The organism is Streptomyces sp. MA5143a, assembly GCF_900290235.1.
In the GTDB taxonomy this organism is placed as follows: Bacteria; Actinomycetota; Actinomycetes; order Streptomycetales; family Streptomycetaceae; genus Streptomyces.
Window position 1 is genome coordinate 17,876 of the sequence record NZ_OLMK01000078.1, and the last position, 17,338, is coordinate 35,213.

Consider the following 17,338-nt stretch of genomic DNA (forward strand, 5'->3'; position numbering starts at 1 on the left):
GGAGCCGTTCCGCCACCGCGGACGGCTCCGCCCCGAGTCGCCGTCCGCACGACGACGGCTCCGCAGACCGGAGAACCTGATGGACATATCCACGACCAAAGACACGCCACTCCCCTCCACACCGCCGCCGCCCGCCGCGGAGGAGAAGCGCGCCGCCCGCGGCGCCACCCGCCCCGGCGACCGGATCTTCCTCGGCCTCTCCCGCGGCTCCGGCATCTTCCTGCTGGTGATCATGGCGGCCATCGCCGTGTTCCTCAGCTACCGCGCCGTGCTCGCGATCGGCAAGGACGAGGGCAACTTCTTCACCACCTTCGAGTGGAACCCCACCGGCAACCCGCCGGTCTTCGGCATCGCCGTGCTTGCCTTCGGCACCCTCGTGTCGTCGATCATCGCGATGGCCATCGCGGTCCCGGTCGCCGTCGGTATCGCCCTGTTCATCACGCACTACGCCCCCCGCAAGCTGGGCGGCCCCATCGCGTACGTGATCGACCTGCTCGCCGCCGTGCCGTCCATCGTCTACGGCCTCTGGGGCGCCCTCGTGCTCGTCCCGCAGCTCGACGGCCTCTACGGCTGGCTGAACGACTACCTCGGCTGGACCGGCGTCTTCGAATGGCAGGGCGGCGCGCCCCGTTCGATGCTCACCGTCGGCATCCTGCTCGCGATCATGATCCTGCCGATCATCACCAACGTGAGCCGCGAGGTCTTCCGCCAGGTCCCGCGGATGCACGAGGAGGCCGCGCTGGCCCTCGGCGCCACCCGCTGGGAGGTCATCCGCATGGCCGTCCTGCCCTTCGGGCGCTCCGGTGTCATCTCCGCCTCGATGCTCGGCCTCGGCCGCGCCCTCGGCGAGACGATGGCCGTCGCGATGGTCCTGTCCTCCAGCTTCGAGATCAACCTCAGCCTGCTCGACCCGGGCGGCGGCACCTTCGCCCAGAACATCGCCAGCAAGTTCAGCGAGGCCACCGAGATGGGCCGGGACGCGCTCATCGCCTCCGGTCTGGTCCTGTTCGTCATCACCCTGCTGGTCAACGGCGCGGCCCGCCTGATCATCGCCCGCCGCAAGGAGTTCTCGGGGGCCAACGCATGAGCAACGCAACTCTCTCCGACAAGCGCCCCAGCACCCTGCGCGCCGCGTCCCTGCCCAAGTGGTTCTCCTGGGCGGTCGCCGCCACCTCCGTCGCCCTCGGCCTCGGCATCTCCGCCGCCCTGGGCCTGGAGAGCTCCATCCAGTGGGCCCTGATCGCGGGCGTCCTCTTCGTCGCCGGGACGTTCGGCATCGCCGCCCGCGTCGAGGGCAAGCGACAGGCCAAGGACCGGGTCGCGACCAGCGTCGTCTGGGTCGCGTTCCTCCTCGCCGTCGCCCCGCTGGCCTCCCTCGTCTGGGAGACCGTCAGCCGCGGTGTGAAGGTCCTCGACACCTACTTCCTCACGCACTCGATGGGCGTGGTCGCCGACACCGAGCCCGGCGGCGGCATCTACCACGCCATCCTCGGCACCCTGGAGCAGGTCGGCCTCGCCACCCTGATCTCCGTGCCGATCGGTGTGCTGACCGCGATCTACCTGGTCGAGTACGGCCGCGGCAAGCTCGCCAAGGCCGTCACCTTCTTCGTCGACGTCATGACGGGTGTCCCGTCGATTGTCGCGGGCCTGTTCATCCTCAGTACCTGGATCCTGATCCTGGACATGGGCCCCTCCGGCTTCGCCGGCGCGATGGCGCTGACCATCCTGATGCTGCCGGTCGTCGTCCGCTCCACCGAGGAGATGCTCAAGCTCGTCCCGAACGAGCTGCGCGAGGCCTCGCTGGCGCTGGGCGTGCCGAAGTGGCGCACGATCCTCAAGGTGGTGCTCCCGACCGCGATCGGCGGCATCACGACCGGTGTGATGCTCGCGGTCGCCCGTATCGCCGGTGAGACCGCCCCGGTCCTGCTGCTGGTGTGGGGGTCGAACTTCATCAACGCGAACCCCTTCTCCGACCCGCAGGCGTCGCTGCCGATGTACATCTACCTCCAGTACGCCAACAGCGGCGGCTCCGGAGCGGCGTACGACCGTGCGTGGGCGGCGGCCCTGACGCTCATCGCCTTCATCATGATCCTGAACCTGGCGGCCCGCGGCATCGCCCGCTGGAAGGCCCCGAAGTCCGGTCGCTGACGCGGCCACACAGCGACCAGATCCCCAGCGAATTCCCCGCGAATTCCTCGCGAAAGAAGCAGTGATTCACATGGCCAAGCGAATCGACGTCAGCGGCCTCAACGCCTATTACGGTTCCTTCCGGGCCATCGAGGACATCTCGATGACCGTCGAGCCCCGCACCGTGACGGCCTTCATCGGCCCCTCCGGCTGCGGCAAGTCCACCTTCCTGCGCACCCTGAACCGGATGCACGAGGTCACGCCGGGTGGCCGCGTCGAGGGCAAGGTCATGCTCGACGACGAGGACCTGTACGGCGCCGGGGTCGACCCGGTGTCGGTGCGGCGTGAGGTCGGCATGGTCTTCCAGCGCCCCAACCCGTTCCCGACGATGTCGATCTACGACAACGTGGCGGCCGGCTTGAAGCTCGTCGGCAGCAAGAAGAAGTCCGAGATGGACGACGTCGTCGAGAAGTCCCTCAAGGGCGCCAACCTCTGGAACGAAGTCAAGGACCGTCTCAACAAGCCGGGCTCCGGCCTCTCCGGCGGTCAGCAGCAGCGGCTCTGCATCGCCCGGGCGATCGCGGTCGAGCCGAACGTGCTGCTCATGGACGAGCCCTGCTCGGCCCTGGACCCGATCTCCACGCTCGCCATCGAGGACCTCATCGGTGAGCTGAAGGAACGGTTCACGATCGTCATCGTGACGCACAACATGCAGCAGGCGGCGCGTGTCTCGGACCGTACGGCGTTCTTCAACCTGGCGGCCGTCGGGCAGCCGGGCAAGCTGATCGAGATCGACGACACCGAGCGGATCTTCTCCAACCCGTCCGTGCAGGCCACGGAGGACTACATCTCCGGCCGCTTCGGCTAGGCCGACGCCTCGGCCGGAGGGAGCCGCGGTCGCGGTTTCCGTCCGGCCTCAAGAACCCCTCGTGGTGCTGCATGGCGGTGCCGCCACGAGGTAGGTAAAGGGCCCGTCCCCCGGCTCCCGGGGGACGGGCCCGCGCCCTTTTCCGACGGTGTTCCCGTCAGAGGAACGCCAGGTTCACTATCCAGAAACTGGCCGCGGCGACGATGGCGGCCGCCGGCATGGTGATGAACCAGCCGAGGACGATGTTCTTGGCGACGCCCCAGCGGACCGCGTTCACCCGCTTGGTGGCGCCGACACCCATGATCGCCGAGGTGATGATGTGGGTCGTCGAGATGGGGGCCTTGAAGATGAAGGCCGTGATGAACATGATCGACGCGCCGGTGGTCTCGGCGGCGAAGCCCTGCGGCGGGTCGAGTTCGATGATCTTCCGGCCCAGGGTGCGCATGATGCGCCAGCCGCCCGCGTACGTGCCGAGGGACAGCATGACGGCGCAGACGATCTTCACCCAGATCGGGATCGGGTCGCCGTAGTCCTCGACGTCCGCGATGACCAGGGCCATCACCACGATGCCCATCGTCTTCTGGGCGTCCTGGAGACCGTGGCCGAGGGCCATGCCGGCCGCCGACACGGTCTGCGCGATACGGAAGCCGTGCTTGGCCTTGTGCGGGTTGGCCCGGCGGAAGATCCACATGATCGCCGCCATCACCAGGTAGCCGACGACCAGGCCGACCACCGGGGAGACGAACATGGGGATGACGACCTTCTCCAGGACGCCGGACCAGTAGACCGTCGTGCCGCCCGCGAGGGCCGCGCCCACCATGCCGCCGAACAGCGCATGGCTGGAGGAGGAGGGCAGGCCGAAGTACCAGGTGACGAGGTTCCAGGTGATCGCGCCGACGAGGGCGGCGAAGAGGATGCCCATCCCCTTCGAGCCCTCCGGCGTGGAGATCAGCCCCTCGCTGACGGTCTTGGCGACCCCGCTGCCCAGGAAGGCGCCCACGAGGTTCATGACCGCGGCCATGGCGAGGGCCGCGCGCGGGGTGAGCGCCCGGGTCGAGACCGAGGTCGCGATCGCGTTCGCGGAGTCGTGGAAGCCGTTGGTGTACGTGAAGAAGAGCGCGACCCCGATGGTCACGACCAGAGCGAAGGTGTCCATGTAGGGCTCAGGACTCCTTGACCGCGATGGTCTCCACCGTGTTCGCCACGTGCTCGAAGGCGTCCGCCGCCTCCTCCAGCACATCCACGATCTGCTTGAGCTTCAGGACCTCGATGGCGTCGTACTTGCCGCTGAAGAGATGGGCGAGCAGCTTGCGGTGGATCTGGTCCGCCTGGTTCTCCAGCCGGTTCACCTCGATCCAGTACTCGGTGAGGTTGTCCATGGTGCGGAGGTTGGGCATCGCCTCGGCCGTCAGTTCGGCCGCGCGTGCCAGGACCTCGATCTGCTGCTCGACGCCCTTCGGGAGGTCCTCGACGCTGTAGAGGACGACCAGGTCGACGGCCTCCTCCATGAAGTCCATGATGTCGTCGAGGGACGACGCGAGGGAGTAGATGTCCTCGCGGTCGAACGGCGTGATGAACGAGGAGTTCAGCTGGTGGAAGATCGCATGGGTGGCGTCGTCACCGGCGTGCTCGGCTGCCCGCATGCGCTCCGCGATCTCGGCCCGGGCAGACGTGTCCGCCCCGAGCAGTTCCATGAGGAGCTTCGAGCCCGTGACGATGTTGTCCGCGGAGGCGGCGAACATGTCGTAGAAGCTCGTCTCCCTGGGGGTCAGACGAAAGCGCACAAGGGGTCCTCGGGGTGCATCGGTTTCGGTCAGGCTGATGCTAAGTGCATCATCCGGCCACGGCTAATGGGCCGTCCCCCAGTGTCGCCCATCAGGCAACGGCGTCGACAGGGGGGCTGCCCGGAGGCCGTATACCCGCCAAAGTTCGATACGATATACCCAGTAGGGGTATATGTCTGGAGGACGCGATGACGACCACCGGGGCCGGCGCGGAAGCGCCCTCCGTCGCGGATGCCGTGGAGCCGCCTGTCGTGACCGACCACGACCATGGAATCCATGGGTACCACCACCAGAAGGACGAGCATCTCAAGCGGCTGAGGCGCATCGAGGGCCAGATTCGTGGGCTCCAGCGGATGGTCGACGAGGACGTCTACTGCATCGACATACTCACGCAGGTCTCCGCCTCCACCAAGGCGTTGCAGTCCTTCGCGCTGCAACTGCTGGAGGAACACCTGCGGCACTGCGTCGCCGACGCGGCCCTCAAGGGGGGCGCCGAGGTCGACGCGAAGGTGGAGGAGGCCACGAAGGCCATCGGCCGGCTGCTGCGGACCTGAGCGCCGGCCCGGCCGCCCGGTGATCGAATTTCGGCCACCGCCGCGTGCCCGGGGAAGGGTTACGGGGCGCCCTGGGCGCGTTCTTCCCCCACGCGGAGGACTTCGTCGATGCGGTCGGGGCTGAGGCGGTCCCCGTCGGTGGCCGAGGCGGCGATGATCAGGTCACCGCAGAGCTCGATCTCGGCGAGGGCCACGTGGTCATGGACCGCCGTACCGCCTGCCGGAGCCACGCGCATCACCTCTTCTCCGCCGTCACCGACTTCCTAGGGTAGGCAGCGGCCCACAGGCCGCGCATGGCACCAACGGACCATTTCCGGCCCCGCGCTTTCCCCGAGGGATTTCCACGACCCGCGAGGCGAGACCCCGTTGAAGGGCGTCCTAGTCCTCCGCGATCTTCCCCGCGTAGATGTCCTCCGGCCGCGGCAGCCGTACGGCGACGTGGACGCCGAAGTCGTACAGCAGGGTCGTCGAGGCGACGGCCACCGTGTCCTGCTGCCGGCCGTTGACGAAGCTGAACCGGTGGCGGACCTTGCGGATCCGGCCCTCGTCGTCGAGATACGCGTCGAAGGGCACCGTGGCGGTGGCGAACCCCCGGGCCGCGGCGCGCAACGGGGCCCGGTTGCCCTCGGAGGCGGCGCGGGAGGCGGCGGTGAGGTCGGCGGTGCCGCGGTAGTGGCTCACGGGGGTGCCGTCCACCTCGGCCCGCCCGACATAGGTCGCGGAGCGGGCGCCGCGCAGCACCTCGGCGGCGGCGAACGGGTCGGTGGCGCCGCCGGTGACCAGATTGCCGTCGGAGAGGGTGCCGGTGTCGACGCGGACCCACTTGTCGGCGGGGACGCCCGCGCCCCGGTTCTTCATGAACAGCGCGCCGGGGGCGAGGAGTTCGGTGATGGGGCGGTGCTCGCTGGTGCCGGCCGGGTCCTGCGGCAGCAGCACCTGTAGCCGGCCGAGCTGTCTGCCGTAGTCGTAGACGCCCTCGCCGTGGATGGTGACGCGGGTGCCGCCGGTGGCCATCTCCATCTCCGTACGGGTCTTGGAGCTGCCCGCGCGGACGAGGGCGGGGGCGGCGCGGTGCAGGAGGTCGACGGGGTCGGAGGCGGCGGTGTCGTCGCCGGGGGCGCCGGGGGCGCAGCCCAGGGGGGAGACCAGGAGTCCCGCCGCGACGAGCACCGAGCCCGCCCTGTTGTGCCGCCGCGTCACCATCGCCCGCAAACCCCCTGGCCGGTCCGTACCGGGTCCTCCTGCCGTCCGGTTAACGACGGGTAGGGGCGGTCGTCACGCGGGTGCCTCCCGCGGGTGCCGGGAGGCGAGTTGGTGAGACGTTCACCTGCCTTGGGTAACGTCACCGTGTGGCACAGCACGACGAGGCGGTATTACCGCAGGAGCACCGCACGACGACCGTCGAACAGGGCCGTTTCTGTGTGGCCCGCTGCGTCTGCGGTTGGCGCGGTCCGGCGCGCAGGGCCCGCAGCCTGGCCCGGACCGACGCCGAGGGGCACGCCGCCGCGGGGTGAGGGGCGTGCGGGCCGGGGTCAGGCCAGGCGCAGGGTGGTCAGGAACTCGTCGACCAGTTCCCGGTCACGGGGCTGGGTGAGCCGGGCGCGGGCGGCGGCCGGGTCCAGCCAGAGCACGCGGTCCACCTCGCGGCTGGGGGTGAAGGAACCCGCGGTGGCCTCGGCGGCCCAGTAGGTGACCCGCTTGGCGCGTCCGCTCACGAAGTAGTGGGTCGAGGGCAGCCGCGGACCGGGCTCGCAGTGGTACCCGGTCTCCTCCTCGACCTCGCGCAGCGCACCGTCGAGCGGGGCCTCGCCGCGCTTCAACTTGCCCTTGGGGTGGGACCAGTCGTCGTACTTCGGCCGGTGGACCAGGCAGATCTCCAGTTGCCCGGCGGCGGGGGAGCGGCGCCACAGGACGCAGCCCGCCGCCTGGATGACGTCGTCGCTCATGACGTGCTCACCGTCTCCTTCTGCCAGGACTGCTGGAACGCGAAGCGGGCCGCCTCGACCTCGTGGCGCTGGTCGGCGTGCAGGACGCCGAGGGCGTAGGCCGTGGCCGGGGCGATCCGGGGGGTGCGGGCGGCGGCCGCCGCGGCGGAGGCCGCCTCGGAGGCGTCGCGGTGCCGGTTGAGGGCCTCACCGGCCGCGAGGAGGCGCATGTCCACGGGGACCGCCTGGGGGTGGAGGACCTCCAGGGCGTAGCGGTGGAGGCGCAGCAGGAGCCGGACCTGGTGCCAGGGGGCGTCCTGGGGGTGGGGGGCGGTGTCGGGGGAGAGGCCGTGGACGAGGGCCTCGGCGTTGTAGGGGTGGCCGGCGGTCAGCAGGGGGAGGCCGGCGACGGCGTCGCGGAGGCGGTCGTGGGCGGCAGCGGCCAGGGGGCGCAGGTCCAGGGCGGGGGCGGTGGGGGTGAGGGGGACCTCGCTGGCGAGGACGGCGACGCTGTCGGCGACGGCGTGGAAGCGGGAGGAGCCGAGCGCCTGGAGGGCCGCCGAGTGGGCCCGGGTGCGGGCGAGGGTGAGCTGGCGGTCGAGGAGGGCGCCCGCCTTCGCGGCGCCGATGGTGAGGCTGCCGCGGTCGGGGGCGGCCGGGGCGCGGGTGCCCCCGGGTCCGGGGCCCGCGCGTTCCGACCCGGCGGAGCGGCCCGCCACGGCGGCGCCGGCCTGGGAGGGGAGGGCGGCGGTGGCTCCGGACAGCCGGTTCAGGGCCGCCACCAGGCGGTCCAGCCGGGCCGCGTAGGCGTGTTCGCGGCCCAGGGTGCCCGACAGCCAGGCCAGTTCGGGGCGGAGGGACTCCGACCAGTCGGCGTCGAGCAGCGGGCGGAAGGTGTGGAGGGTGCCACTGATGCGGCGGGCCGAGCGGCGCAGGGCGAGCGCCGCGTCGGTGGACTCCTCGGCTCCGCCGGCCGCGCCCCCACCGGTCTCCCGGTGGGTGCGCAGCGCGCGGAGGAACTCGGTGGCCTGGGCCCGCAGATACCCGGCGAGGGCGTCGGCGGCGACGGCCGTGGAGTTCCTGGGGTCAAGGTGTTGCTGTGCCACGCCGGCGCCTCCGGGCGTCAATGAGCATCTCCTGGACGTTGCGCAGGGGCTGGCCGTCCGTGTCGGTCGAGTGCCGGGTCCACTCGCCGTCGGGGCCCAGGTGCCAGGAGGAGGTCGTGTCGGACATACCGGTCTCCAGCAGGCGGTTGAGGGCCGCCCGGTGCGCCGGGTCGGTGACTCGTACGAGGGCCTCGATCCGGCGGTCGAGGTTGCGGTGCATCATGTCGGCGCTGCCGATCCACACCTCGGGCTCGCCGCCGTTGCCGAAGGCGAAGATCCGGGAGTGTTCGAGGAAGCGGCCGAGGACGGAGCGGACGCGGACGTTCTCCGAGAGGCCGGGGACGCCGGGGCGTACCGCGCAGATGCCGCGCACCCAGATGTCGACGGGCACCCCGGCCTGCGAGGCCCGGTAGCAGGCGTCGATCAGGGCCTCGTCGACCATCGAGTTGACCTTGATGCGGACGGACGCGGGACGTCCGGCGCGGTGGTGCTGGACCTCCTTGTTGACGCGGGCGATCAGTCCGTCGCGCAGGGACTTGGGGGCGACGAGGAGCCGGCGGTACGTCTCGCGGCGGGAGTAGCCGGAGAGACGGTTGAACAGGTCGGAGAGGTCCGCGCCGACCTGCTGGTCGGCGGTGAGCAGGCCCAGGTCCTCGTACAGGCGGGCCGTCTTCGGGTGGTAGTTGCCCGTGCCGACGTGGCTGTAGCGGCGCAGGGTCTCGCCCTCCTGGCGGACCACCAGGGACAGCTTGCAGTGGGTCTTCAGACCGACCAGGCCGTAGACGACGTGGCAGCCCGACTCCTCCAGCTTGCGGGCCCACTTGATGTTGGCCTGCTCGTCGAAGCGGGCCTTGATCTCGACCAGGACGAGGACCTGCTTGCCGGACTCGGCGGCGTCGATCAGCGCGTCCACGATCGGGGAGTCGCCGGAGGTCCGGTACAGGGTCTGCTTGATGGCGAGGACGTCCGGGTCGGCGGCCGCCTGCTCCAGGAACGCCTGCACGGAGGTGGAGAAGCTGTCGTACGGGTGGTGCAGCAGGACGTCCCGCTCGCGCAGGGCGGCGAAGATGTCGGGCGGCGACGCCGACTCGACCTCGGCGAGGTCGCGGTGGGTGCCGGCGATGAACTTCGGGTACTTCAGCTCGGGCCGGTCGAGGGCGCCGATGCCGAAGAGACCCGTGAGGTCGAGGGGGCCCGGCAGCGGGTACACCTCGGCCTCGGAGATCTTCAGCTCGCGGACCAGCAGGTCGAGGACGTACCGGTCGATGGACTCCTCGACCTCCAGGCGCACCGGCGGCCCGAAGCGGCGCCGCATGAGCTCCTTCTCCAGGGCCTGGAGCAGGTTCTCCGCGTCGTCCTCCTCGACCTCCAGGTCCTCGTTGCGGGTGAGGCGGAAGGCGTGGTGCTCCAGCACCTCCATGCCCGGGAACAGCTCCTCCAGGTGGGCCGCGATCACGTCCTCGATCGGGACGTAGCGGCTGGGGGAGGCCTCCAGGAAGCGGGAGAGCAGCGGGGGGACCTTCACGCGGGCGAAGTGCCGGTGGCCGGAGACCGGGTTGCGGACGACCACGGCCAGGTTCAGCGACAGGCCCGAGATGTACGGGAAGGGGTGCGCCGGGTCCACGGCGAGCGGGGTGAGGACGGGGAAGATCTGGTGCCGGAAGAGAGTGAACAGGCGGGCCTGCTCCTTCTCGGTGAGCTCGCCCCAGCGGACCACGTGGATGCCCTCCTCGGCGAGGGCCGGGGCGATGTCCTCGTGGAAGCAGGCGGCGTGCCGGGCCATCAGCTCACGGGAGCGGGCCCAGATCATCTCCAGCACCTCGCGGGGCTGGAGACCGGAGGCGGACTTGGTGGCGACACCCGTGGCGATGCGGCGCTTCAGACCGGCCACCCGGACCATGAAGAACTCGTCCAGGTTGCTGGCGAAGATCGCGAGGAACTTGGCCCGCTCCAGCAGGGGCGTGTTCGGGTCCTCGGCGAGTTCCAGGACACGCTCGTTGAAGGCGAGCCAGCTGCGCTCCCGGTCGAGGAAGCGGTTCTGCGGCAGGCGGTCGCCGTCGTACGGCGCCTCCTCGTAGGCGTCGAGGTCGGCGTCCATGTCGGGTTCGAGATCGGAGACGACCGCGGCCACCGTGTGCGGGCGGTGCGCGGCTATGGAGCCGACGGACGGCTGCGCGTGCTGGACCTGTGCCTGGGCGTTGGACTGGCTCATGGCACCATTCTTCCGCGCCGCGAGCATCACAGGCGCGTCGGAGAGGGCCACAGGGAGCGCGACGGCGTTCCCGGCGATGTCCGCGTCGATCCGCGCGACGACGTCGTCGGTGCCGCCGGGGTGGGCAGCGGTGGCCGTAGGACGGCCGTTCCCCGCGCTCTTCCCGTTGCTTGGGCCGTTGCGTGGGGGAGGCGAGGGCTCGGGCGGGACGGGGTTCATTGCGGAAGCGTCGCAAGCTCGTCTGAATCGCCGGTTACGGAGACCTTACGTGCGGGATAGCGCAGGGAGGCCCGCCGGTTCCCCAGGTGCGCGCCCGCGTGCCCCCGAGGTGCCCGACTCCTCGGGCCCGCGCCGGTGCACGCCTTCGGCACGCCCCTCCCCCCGTAGGAAGGGCGTGCCGGGTCCGGGGCGCCGTCAGCGGGTGCGGCGGCGCAGCAGCCAGTAGGCGGCGCCGGTGGCCACGACGGCGACGGTGAGGACGACGCCGGTGGTCATCAGGTGCAGGGGCCAGAAGTGGGAGGCCGGGTGGTCGCTGGGGAACCAGCTGCCGTCGGTGCCGGAGAGGGTCCTCGCGGGCCACAGCTCGTGCCAGTGCCGGTCGACGTACAGGTGGAACCAGAGGACGAGGCCGAACGCCACGGCCAGGGCGGGCAGGGAGCGCCGCAGGGCGATGCCCGCGAGGGCGCCGACGGCCAGGGCGCACAGGGCGTACGCGAGGACCGCCGGGCCGCGGTTCAGGAAGGGGTCGGGGTCGTACCACTCGCCGCCCCGCAGGTCCTGGCCCGCCGACCAGAACCAGCGGTAGACCAGGACCAGGACGGTGGTCCCGACGGTCAGCGCGACGGCCGGCACGGCGAGCTTGGCGGTGAGCCATCGGGCGGGGGTGACGGACTGGGTCCAGGCCAGCTGGGCGGTGCCCCGCTCCAGCTCGCGGCCGACGAGGGCGGCACCGGCCCAGGCGGCGATGCCGTAGGAGGCATACGCGATGAGGGTGCCGATCCAGCCCTCGTTCATGGAGTGGCTGAACGTCATCACGTCGATGCACGCGCCCTCCGGCCTCCTCCGGCAGGCGTCCAGCTCGGCGCGTATCCGCGCGCCCGAGACGTGCTGCACCCAGAGCATCCAGCCGACCATCAGCAGGACGTACGCGCTCCACACCAGCAGGGCCGGGCGGTGCACGCGCAGCACGGTCCAGATCAGGCCGCGCGGGCGGGGGCCTTGACGAGTGGCGGCGACGGCGGTCGTCATGACGTACCTCCCGTACGGCGGCGCAACAGGTGGAAGGAGGCCAGGACCAGCAGGGCGGTGACGGCGAGGAGGACGCCGGTGGTCATCAGGTGCAGGGGCCAGAAGTGGGACTGGGGGTGCACCTCGGCGTACAGGTCGGTGAAGCCGTTGTCGGCCATGCACCTGGCGTAGTCGGCGTCGGTGTCGATGCCGAAGCAGGTCAGGTCATTGATCCGGGCACCCGAGCCGGTGACCGCGCCCAGCTCCAGCTGGTCGGCCGACATCGGCAGCCGGCTCGCGGCGGTGCCGGTGAGCGTCTTCGCCGGCCACAGCGTGTCCGACCGCTCGTCGAGGTACAGGTGGAGGCAGACGATGAAGGCGAAGGCCGTGCCCAGCGCCGGCAGCGCCCGCTTCAGGGCCAGGCCCGCCAGCGCGCCGACGGCCAGCGCGCACAGGGCGTAGGCGACGACCGCGGGGCCACGGTTGACGAAGGGGTCGCCGTAGTACCACTCGTCGCTGCGCACCTCCTGGTTCGCCGACCAGATCCAGCGGTAGACCAGCATCAGCACCGTGGTGCCCACGGTGAGGGCGACTGCGGGAACCGCCAGCTTGACCGTGAGCCAGCGCGTCGGGGTGACCGACTGGGTCCAGGCCAGTCGGGCCGTGCCGTGCTCCAGTTCGCGCCCGATCAGGGAGGCACCCGCCCAGGCGGCCACGGCGTAGGAGGCGTAGGCGACGAAGGCACCGACCATGGACATGCCCTCCTCGAAGGCGAACATGTCGAAGTCGACGCAGCCGCCGTCCTGTCCACGGCAGGTGTCCAGCGCGGCGCGCGCCTGCGCCCCCGAGACGTGGTGCACCCAGAGCATCCACCCGACCATCACCACTACGTACGCGCACCACACCAGCAGTGCCGGGCGGTGCAGACGCAGGACCGTCCCGGTCAGGCCGTGGAGGCGCGGGCGCCCTCGGGTGGTGGGGGCGGTGGTGTCGACGGTCGTTGTCATGACACGCCTCCCGTGCGGCGGCGCAACAGGTGGAAGGAGGCCAGGACCAGCAGGGCGGTGACGGCGAGGACGACGCCGGTCTCGACGAGCTGGAGCGGCCAGAAGTGGGACGCGGGGTGGTAGCCGCGGTAGTAGCCGACGACATCCTCTCCGGGCATGCATTCCGTGCTGACCATGCAGAGGTCGGGGACCCGGACACCGCCGGGGGTGATGCCGCCCACCTCGACGGTCATGCCGATGTAGGCGGGCTGGCCCTCGGCGGCCGTGGTCGTCGCGGTTCGCGCCGGCCACAGGTACGGCCGGACCAGTTCGAGCACGTAGAGCAGACCGCCCATGGCGAAGAAGCCGTAGCCCATGGAGGCCAGGGAGCGGCGGGTGAGCAGGCCGATCAGGACGCCAGCGGCGAGGCCGAGCAGGACGTGGGCGACGGCGACGGGGCCGTTGGCGACGAAGATCTGACTGTCGTGCCACTGCCAGACGCCGGCCCCTTTCCACCGACTGTCGTGCGCCTGCCACATGATCCGGTGCAGCTGGACCAGCAGTAGGGTCCCGGCGGTGAGCAGGCCCGCGGGGAGGGCCAGCTTGGCGGCGAGCCAGCGGGCCGGGGTGACGGACTGGGTCCAGGCCAGTTTCGCCGTGCCGTTCTCCAGCTCCCGCCCGATCAGCGCGGCGCCCGCCCAGACGGCGACGAGCAGCGGCGCGATGTTGATGATCGCGGAGCCCAGGTACATGGCCGTGCCGTACAGCTCGATCGCGGGGGCGTTGAGGTTGCAGCCCTCGTCCACCACTCCGTTGTCGCAGCCTCCCGAGGTGTACGCGGCCCAGGCGGCGTCGCCGCCCGGTACCCGGGCCCACAGCAGGCACCCGGCGGCCACGGCGACGAGGAGCGCCCAGAACCACACGGCCGCGGTGTGCAGGCGCAGCAGCGTCCAGGTCAGTCCGCGCGGGCCGCCTCTCGGGCGGGACGCGGTGGTCGTGAGGGCGGTCACGCGGCGCCTCCCGTGCGGCGGCGCAGCAGGTGGAAGGAGGCGAGGACCAGCAGGGCGGTGACGGCGAGGACGATGCCGGTCTCGACGAGCTGGAGGGGCCAGAAGTGGGACGCGGGGTGGGACTGGGCCCAGTAGCCGACGACGTCGCTGCGGCCGCAGTCGACGTCCCCGCAGAGGACGTTGGAGATCCGGTCGCCCGAGGCGGTGATGACGCCATGGTCGACGAGCATGCCGGTCCACAGAGGCTCCGAGGCGGTCCCGCGTGCCTCCGCCACGGGCCACAGGTGGTGCCGGTTCCCCTGGAGGACGCCCACGAGGGCGGCCGTGCCCGCGAACCCGACGGCGAGCGCGGGCAGCGAACGGCCGAGCAGCAGGCCGGCCACCACGCCGACGGCCAGGGCGAGGAGGGCGTAGGCGGTGGCGAGGGTGCCGTTGCCCGTGAAGGTGGTGACGGCGAACCAGTCCCGGCTGACCACCGCGTCCCGCAGCGGCTCCTCCCGCCACCACACCAGGCGGTTCAGCAGGGTGAGCAGGACCGTCCCCGACACGATCAGGGCGGCCGGGACGGCCAGCTTGGCGGCGAGCCAGCGGGCCGGGGTGACGGACTGGGTCCAGGCCAGTCTCGCCGTGCCGCTCTCCAGCTCGCGGCCGATCAGCGAGGCGCCCGCCCAGGCCCCGATCAGGGCGGGGGCGACGGTCAGGACGGCGGAGCCCAGGGAGACGACCAGGTCGTAGTGCTGGTACGCGGTGCCCATCTCGCAGTAGTCGGTCTCCCGGCATCCGCTCTTGAGATAGGCGTCCCAGGCCGCGTCGAACCCCGGCCCCGCGGCCCAGAGCAGTCCGCCGCCGATGAGCGCCACCAGCAGTCCCCAGAACCACAGGGCCGACTGGTGCGGGCGCAGCACGGCACGGGCCAGGGCGCGGTCGGGGTGCGCGGGGCGGCGGTCCGATGCCCCGGCGTACACGGTGGTCACGGCGCTCATACGGAGGCTCCGCTGGTGCGCGTGCCGTTGGTCTCGCCGTCGCCGTTCCCGCCGTTGGCCTCCTTGTGGGCGTCCCCCTCGTCCGGGAGGGTGAGCGCCGGGGCGCCGGGGGCCCGCAGGTGGGCGAGGACCAGTTCCTCCAGGGTCGGCTCGTCGGTCTGCCAGCCGGCGGCGATCCGGCCCTCGGGCCGTATGAGCGCGGTGATCTGACGGCCGGTCGTACGGGACTCGACGACGGTGTGCGGGGCGAGGTCGCCGGTCGGGCCGGTGACCAGGGTGTGGGCGGCGATGAGCGCGTCGAGCGGGCCGGCCAGGCGGACGCGACCGCCGCCGAGGAGGAACAAGTGGTCGCAGGAGCCTTCGAGTTCGGCCACGACGTGCGAGGACATGACAACCGTGGTGCCGTGTTCGGCGGAGTCCGCGAGCAGGGTGCCCATCAGCTGGTGCCGGGCCAGCGGGTCGAGGTCGGCCATCGGCTCGTCCAGCAGCAGCAGTTCGGGCCGCTTGCCGAGGGCGAGGGCCAGCGCGACCCGGGTGCGCTGGCCGCCGGAGAGGGAGCGGATCTTGGAGCCGAAGTCCAGCCCGCCCTCCTCGACGATCCGCTCGGCCACGGCCGCGTCCCAGCGGCGGGGGTTCAGCTCGGCGCCCATGCGCAGGGTCTCGGCGACGGTGAGCTGCGGGTACAGGGGCTTGTCCTGGGCGACGTACGCCATGCGTTCGCGGGCCGCCGACGGGGTCGTGCCCAGCACGCTGATGCCGCCCTCGGTGGGCGCGAGCAGGCCGGCCGCGTGGGCCAGCAGGGTCGACTTGCCCGCGCCGTTCGGTCCGACGACCGCGCAGACGCGCCCCACCGGGAGCCGCAGCGTGCAGTCGCGCAGCGCCCAGCCCTTCTGTCGCCACCCGAACTTCTTGCCGAGTGCGGCCGCCTCGATGGCCGTGTCGGTCATGCCTCGTCCCCCTGATCTTCCTTGAAGTGTTCGTCCAGTACGGAGGTGAACAGCGCCTCGACGTCGCCCCGTTCGAGCCCGGTCTCCTTGGCCCGGACGGTCCACCGGTCCAGCTCCTCGCGCAGCGGGGAGTCGACCGGATGGGCGCCCAACGACTTCCGTACGAAGGTGCCGAGGCCGCGGCGGGCCTCGACCAGGCCCTCGCGCTCCAGCTCGCGGTAGGCCTTCAGCACCGTGTTCGGGTTGATGGCGGTGGCCTCCACGACCTCGCGGGCCGTGGGGAGCTTGTCGCCGGGTTCCAACAGGCCGAGCCGCAGGGCCTGTTTGGTCTGCTGGACGATCTGCACATAGGTGGCGACACCGCTGCGCCGGTCGATGCGGTACTCGACCACTCGAACAACCACCCTTTCACTAATTGAGTAGTGAAAGGGTGGTGCAAGAGAGGGGGCGGTGTCAACACACCGCCCCCTGCCCGTTTCCTGCCCGTGGACGACTTCCGCCGGGGGAGCCCCGGCCCCCGCCCCGTGCGTCAGGTTTCGCTGCGGTACATCAGATCCGTCTCGTACGTCACGAATCCGAGGCGTTCGTACACGGTCACCGCCGCCTTGTTGTCCGCGTCGACGTAGAGCATGGCGGTGGGCAGGCCCTGCGCCGCCAGGTGACGCAGGCCGATCGTGGTGAGCGCCTTGCCGAGGCCGCCGCCCTGGGCGCCGGGGCGGACACCCACGACGTACACCTCGCCGAGCTGTTCGGCGGCGTGCACCTTCGTCCAGTGGAAGCCGGCGAGTTCGTCGCCGCGGAACGCCAGGAAGAAGCCGGCCGGGTCGAACCAGGGTTCGGCCTTGCGGTCGTCGAGGTCGCGCTGCGTGAGGGAGCCCTGTTCGGGGTGGTGGGCGAACGCCTCCGCGTTCGCGGCGAGCCAGGCCGCGTCGTCCTCGCCGGGCACGAACGCGCGGACGGTGACGCCCGCGGGGAGGACCGGCTCCGGGGGGTCGAAATCGGCCAGCGAGCGGCGCATCTGGCGCAGTTCGCGGAACAGGGTCAGGCCGAGGACCTGGGCGAGATGACGGGCCGCGGAGTGGCCGCCGTGCGCCCAGACGCGCAGCCGCTTGCCGGACTCGGCGAGCAGCGCCGAACCGAGGGCCCGCCCGTGGCCGTGGCCCCGGTGCGAGGGGTGCACGACGAGTTCGGCCGCGGGGGCCTCGACGGGGTCGGTGTCCTCCAGTTGGGCGTAGCCGACCAGGGTGTCGTCGACGCTGAGGAGGAGGTGGCGGACGCCCTCGCGGGGGCCGCCGCGGAGTTGGAGGCGCCCCTGCTCGGACACCGCGGGCTGGCCGTCGACCTGGGCGGCCTCGTCGAGGAGGTCGAGGACGGCCGCCCTCTGGTCGGGCGTGAGTTCCAGGCGGGTCTCGATACTGCGGGCGGCTGAGTGGGGCCGGGCGGCGTCGTCGCTGGTCATGGGTTCGAGAGTAGCCGGGGGCCGCGACGGGAGGGCGCCTCGGAACGGGGTCGGTTCCCCGGGGTGACGGGCGGGGGTAGGTGGATGGCCTGATCCCGCTCGCGTGGAGGGGCGGCGGGTGACGCGAACCGGCCTGCGTAGGCGGAGTGG

At 71.5% G+C, this 17,338-nt stretch carries 18 protein-coding genes; 4 read left to right on the forward strand and 14 right to left on the reverse strand.

The genetic code is table 11. The features are described 5' to 3' along the window. Nucleotides 1–79 precede the first annotated feature (79 nt). The 3 genes from pstC (at nucleotide 80) to pstB (ending at nucleotide 2,995) form a co-directional block, all read left to right on the forward strand. Nucleotides 80–1,087 (forward strand): phosphate ABC transporter permease subunit PstC, encoded by a 1,008-nt coding sequence (gene pstC / locus SMA5143A_RS30980; protein ID WP_107466127.1) that lies wholly within the window; start codon nucleotides 80–82, stop codon nucleotides 1,085–1,087. Next, the gene (gene pstA / locus SMA5143A_RS30985) at nucleotides 1,084–2,148 is read left to right on the forward strand and encodes a phosphate ABC transporter permease PstA (protein WP_107466129.1); all 1,065 of its coding nucleotides are present in this window, start codon (nucleotides 1,084–1,086) and stop codon (nucleotides 2,146–2,148) included. Before pstC ends, pstA begins: the two co-directional genes overlap by 4 nt. Before the next feature lie 70 nt (nucleotides 2,149–2,218). After that, the gene (gene pstB / locus SMA5143A_RS30990) at nucleotides 2,219–2,995 is read left to right on the forward strand and encodes a phosphate ABC transporter ATP-binding protein PstB (protein WP_099963459.1); all 777 of its coding nucleotides are present in this window, start codon (nucleotides 2,219–2,221) and stop codon (nucleotides 2,993–2,995) included. Between the two features lie 157 nt (nucleotides 2,996–3,152). Here the strand turns inward: pstB and SMA5143A_RS30995 are convergent, their stop codons facing one another. Next, nucleotides 3,153–4,151: an inorganic phosphate transporter gene (locus SMA5143A_RS30995; RefSeq protein WP_107466131.1), complete on the reverse strand. Its 999-nt coding sequence runs from the start codon at nucleotides 4,149–4,151 to the stop codon at nucleotides 3,153–3,155. A 7-nt stretch (nucleotides 4,152–4,158) separates the two neighbouring features. Further along, on the reverse strand, nucleotides 4,159–4,779 hold the full coding sequence (locus SMA5143A_RS31000) for a DUF47 domain-containing protein (RefSeq protein WP_055519254.1): 621 nt from the start codon (nucleotides 4,777–4,779) through the stop codon (nucleotides 4,159–4,161). Nucleotides 4,780–4,967: 188 nt separating this feature from the next. Here SMA5143A_RS31000 and SMA5143A_RS31005 point away from each other — a divergent pair, with 188 nt between their 5' ends. Further along, the gene (locus tag SMA5143A_RS31005) at nucleotides 4,968–5,333 is read left to right on the forward strand and encodes a metal-sensitive transcriptional regulator (protein ID WP_107466133.1); all 366 of its coding nucleotides are present in this window, start codon (nucleotides 4,968–4,970) and stop codon (nucleotides 5,331–5,333) included. A gap of 59 nt (nucleotides 5,334–5,392) precedes the next feature. Here SMA5143A_RS31005 and SMA5143A_RS43175 read toward each other — a convergent pair whose 3' ends face one another. From SMA5143A_RS43175 to mshD, 12 genes are all read right to left on the reverse strand, one after another. Continuing rightward, on the reverse strand, nucleotides 5,393–5,563 hold the full coding sequence (locus SMA5143A_RS43175; protein ID WP_181362082.1) for a hypothetical protein: 171 nt from the start codon (nucleotides 5,561–5,563) through the stop codon (nucleotides 5,393–5,395). A gap of 148 nt (nucleotides 5,564–5,711) precedes the next feature. Next, nucleotides 5,712–6,536 carry a hypothetical protein gene (locus SMA5143A_RS31010; RefSeq protein ID WP_107466135.1) on the reverse strand — a complete coding sequence of 275 codons (825 nt, stop codon included), beginning with the start codon at nucleotides 6,534–6,536 and terminating at the stop codon, nucleotides 5,712–5,714. Between the two features lie 329 nt (nucleotides 6,537–6,865). Further along, a complete protein-coding gene (locus SMA5143A_RS31015; RefSeq protein WP_107466137.1) occupies nucleotides 6,866–7,279 on the reverse strand; it encodes an NUDIX hydrolase in 414 nt (137 codons plus the stop codon). Beyond that, on the reverse strand, nucleotides 7,276–8,364 hold the full coding sequence (locus tag SMA5143A_RS31020) for a CHAD domain-containing protein (RefSeq protein ID WP_181362081.1): 1,089 nt from the start codon (nucleotides 8,362–8,364) through the stop codon (nucleotides 7,276–7,278). Before SMA5143A_RS31020 ends, SMA5143A_RS31015 begins: the two co-directional genes overlap by 4 nt. Continuing rightward, entirely contained in the window at nucleotides 8,345–10,576 is a 2,232-nt protein-coding gene (locus SMA5143A_RS31025) for an RNA degradosome polyphosphate kinase (protein ID WP_063799080.1), read from the reverse strand. Before SMA5143A_RS31025 ends, SMA5143A_RS31020 begins: the two co-directional genes overlap by 20 nt. A gap of 414 nt (nucleotides 10,577–10,990) precedes the next feature. Continuing rightward, entirely contained in the window at nucleotides 10,991–11,824 is an 834-nt protein-coding gene (locus SMA5143A_RS31030; RefSeq protein ID WP_107466141.1) for an ABC transporter permease subunit, read from the reverse strand. Beyond that, nucleotides 11,821–12,810: an ABC transporter permease gene (locus tag SMA5143A_RS31035; RefSeq protein WP_107466142.1), complete on the reverse strand. Its 990-nt coding sequence runs from the start codon at nucleotides 12,808–12,810 to the stop codon at nucleotides 11,821–11,823. The genes SMA5143A_RS31030 and SMA5143A_RS31035 overlap by 4 nt, the downstream gene beginning before the upstream one ends. Next, the gene (locus SMA5143A_RS31040) at nucleotides 12,807–13,799 is read right to left on the reverse strand and encodes an ABC transporter permease (RefSeq protein WP_107466144.1); all 993 of its coding nucleotides are present in this window, start codon (nucleotides 13,797–13,799) and stop codon (nucleotides 12,807–12,809) included. The genes SMA5143A_RS31035 and SMA5143A_RS31040 overlap by 4 nt, the downstream gene beginning before the upstream one ends. Then, nucleotides 13,796–14,782 carry an ABC transporter permease gene (locus SMA5143A_RS31045; RefSeq protein ID WP_107466146.1) on the reverse strand — a complete coding sequence of 329 codons (987 nt, stop codon included), beginning with the start codon at nucleotides 14,780–14,782 and terminating at the stop codon, nucleotides 13,796–13,798. The genes SMA5143A_RS31040 and SMA5143A_RS31045 overlap by 4 nt, the downstream gene beginning before the upstream one ends. Next, entirely contained in the window at nucleotides 14,779–15,729 is a 951-nt protein-coding gene (locus SMA5143A_RS31050; RefSeq protein ID WP_107466148.1) for an ABC transporter ATP-binding protein, read from the reverse strand. Before SMA5143A_RS31050 ends, SMA5143A_RS31045 begins: the two co-directional genes overlap by 4 nt. Continuing rightward, a complete protein-coding gene (locus SMA5143A_RS31055; protein ID WP_107466150.1) occupies nucleotides 15,726–16,121 on the reverse strand; it encodes a GntR family transcriptional regulator in 396 nt (131 codons plus the stop codon). The genes SMA5143A_RS31050 and SMA5143A_RS31055 overlap by 4 nt, the downstream gene beginning before the upstream one ends. A gap of 137 nt (nucleotides 16,122–16,258) precedes the next feature. Continuing rightward, nucleotides 16,259–17,188 carry a mycothiol synthase gene (mshD, locus tag SMA5143A_RS31060; RefSeq protein WP_107466151.1) on the reverse strand — a complete coding sequence of 310 codons (930 nt, stop codon included), beginning with the start codon at nucleotides 17,186–17,188 and terminating at the stop codon, nucleotides 16,259–16,261. Between the last annotated feature and the right edge of the window lie 150 nt (nucleotides 17,189–17,338).

Bases quoted from the DNA above. Each gene is read 5' to 3' on its own strand.
- pstB (WP_099963459.1), top strand. From the start codon at position 2,219: ATGGCCAAGCGAATCGACGTCAGCGGCCTCAACGCCTATTACGGTTCC.
- SMA5143A_RS31035 (WP_107466142.1), bottom strand. From the start codon at position 12,810: ATGACAACGACCGTCGACACCACCGCCCCCACCACCCGAGGGCGCCCG.
- SMA5143A_RS31025 (WP_063799080.1), bottom strand. From the start codon at position 10,576: ATGAGCCAGTCCAACGCCCAGGCACAGGTCCAGCACGCGCAGCCGTCC.
- SMA5143A_RS30995 (WP_107466131.1), bottom strand. From the start codon at position 4,151: ATGGACACCTTCGCTCTGGTCGTGACCATCGGGGTCGCGCTCTTCTTC.
- SMA5143A_RS31015 (WP_107466137.1), bottom strand. From the start codon at position 7,279: ATGAGCGACGACGTCATCCAGGCGGCGGGCTGCGTCCTGTGGCGCCGC.
- SMA5143A_RS31045 (WP_107466146.1), bottom strand. From the start codon at position 14,782: ATGAGCGCCGTGACCACCGTGTACGCCGGGGCATCGGACCGCCGCCCC.
- pstC (WP_107466127.1), top strand. From the start codon at position 80: ATGGACATATCCACGACCAAAGACACGCCACTCCCCTCCACACCGCCG.
- SMA5143A_RS31005 (WP_107466133.1), top strand. From the start codon at position 4,968: ATGACGACCACCGGGGCCGGCGCGGAAGCGCCCTCCGTCGCGGATGCC.
- SMA5143A_RS31050 (WP_107466148.1), bottom strand. From the start codon at position 15,729: ATGACCGACACGGCCATCGAGGCGGCCGCACTCGGCAAGAAGTTCGGG.
- SMA5143A_RS31030 (WP_107466141.1), bottom strand. From the start codon at position 11,824: ATGACGACCGCCGTCGCCGCCACTCGTCAAGGCCCCCGCCCGCGCGGC.
- SMA5143A_RS31010 (WP_107466135.1), bottom strand. From the start codon at position 6,536: ATGGTGACGCGGCGGCACAACAGGGCGGGCTCGGTGCTCGTCGCGGCG.
- pstA (WP_107466129.1), top strand. From the start codon at position 1,084: ATGAGCAACGCAACTCTCTCCGACAAGCGCCCCAGCACCCTGCGCGCC.
- mshD (WP_107466151.1), bottom strand. From the start codon at position 17,188: ATGACCAGCGACGACGCCGCCCGGCCCCACTCAGCCGCCCGCAGTATC.